Below are 757 nucleotides of genomic sequence, written 5' to 3' on the forward strand. Positions count from 1 at the left end.
GCTGTTATGGGCTGGTTTTTCTGTCCAACTGTCCGAAGACAGTCAGACAAAATAACTATTTTATTTAAATTTAATTGCGTCACATTTACCCATTTCATTATCAATGATAATACCGTCTGCATTGGGATACTTCTCTTTGGTCTTACGAATAAGTTTGTTAAACAAAAGTTTCGGCTTGTCGTCCCATACAAGTCCAATTTTATATGTTCCTAAATATTCATATTCAGAAACTGGCTTGGAACGATAGAAGACATACACACCTTCTTCTTGTTCAACTTCAGCAGTCGATTTTCTTGGTTCGTAATTAGCAACAGTAAAAGCGACTAACGTAGTCAAGCTCAAACCGATTAAAGCACCTAAAATAATTTTTCTCATTTTTTTTGTTTTTTTTTAATCCTACTCTTATGGCTTTTCGGTGGCGCCCCGTTTTTTCAGTGGTCGCTGGTCTCCACTTTTGATTTGCAACATTAAACATTTTCAAACAGCCAAGTGTTGCATTCTGTCTGTCTCTTTGGGTGGTCAGCCCGCTGGCTTTTGCAGACCATTTTGTTATTTCAATAAAAATGAATTTATAAAGTTCGTTGTCAGTTTAAAACTGTCAAATATATGTTCTATACATTAATGTCGTGTTAAACTTGCCCATAACGTTTGCGGCTTGGCGTAGTGGCGGATTTTTAGCACAAAACTTGAATTGAAAAACTAATGTTTGATTATCCACAAAACTGTCTTTGGAACACGAAACCCGCCATTACGCCAA

1 protein-coding gene is annotated in these 757 nt (G+C 36.5%); it reads right to left on the minus strand.

What is annotated here, in order from left to right; translation table 11 throughout:
- Window positions 1–60 precede the first annotated feature (60 nt).
- On the minus strand, window positions 61–375 hold the full coding sequence (locus tag IAI56_RS15850; protein ID WP_187658775.1) for a hypothetical protein: 315 nt from the start codon (window positions 373–375) through the stop codon (window positions 61–63).
- Window positions 376–757: the final 382 nt, after the last annotated feature.

The sequence above is a fragment of the Flavobacterium macrobrachii genome (genome assembly GCF_014486675.1).
Taxonomy (GTDB): domain Bacteria; phylum Bacteroidota; class Bacteroidia; order Flavobacteriales; family Flavobacteriaceae; genus Flavobacterium; species Flavobacterium macrobrachii.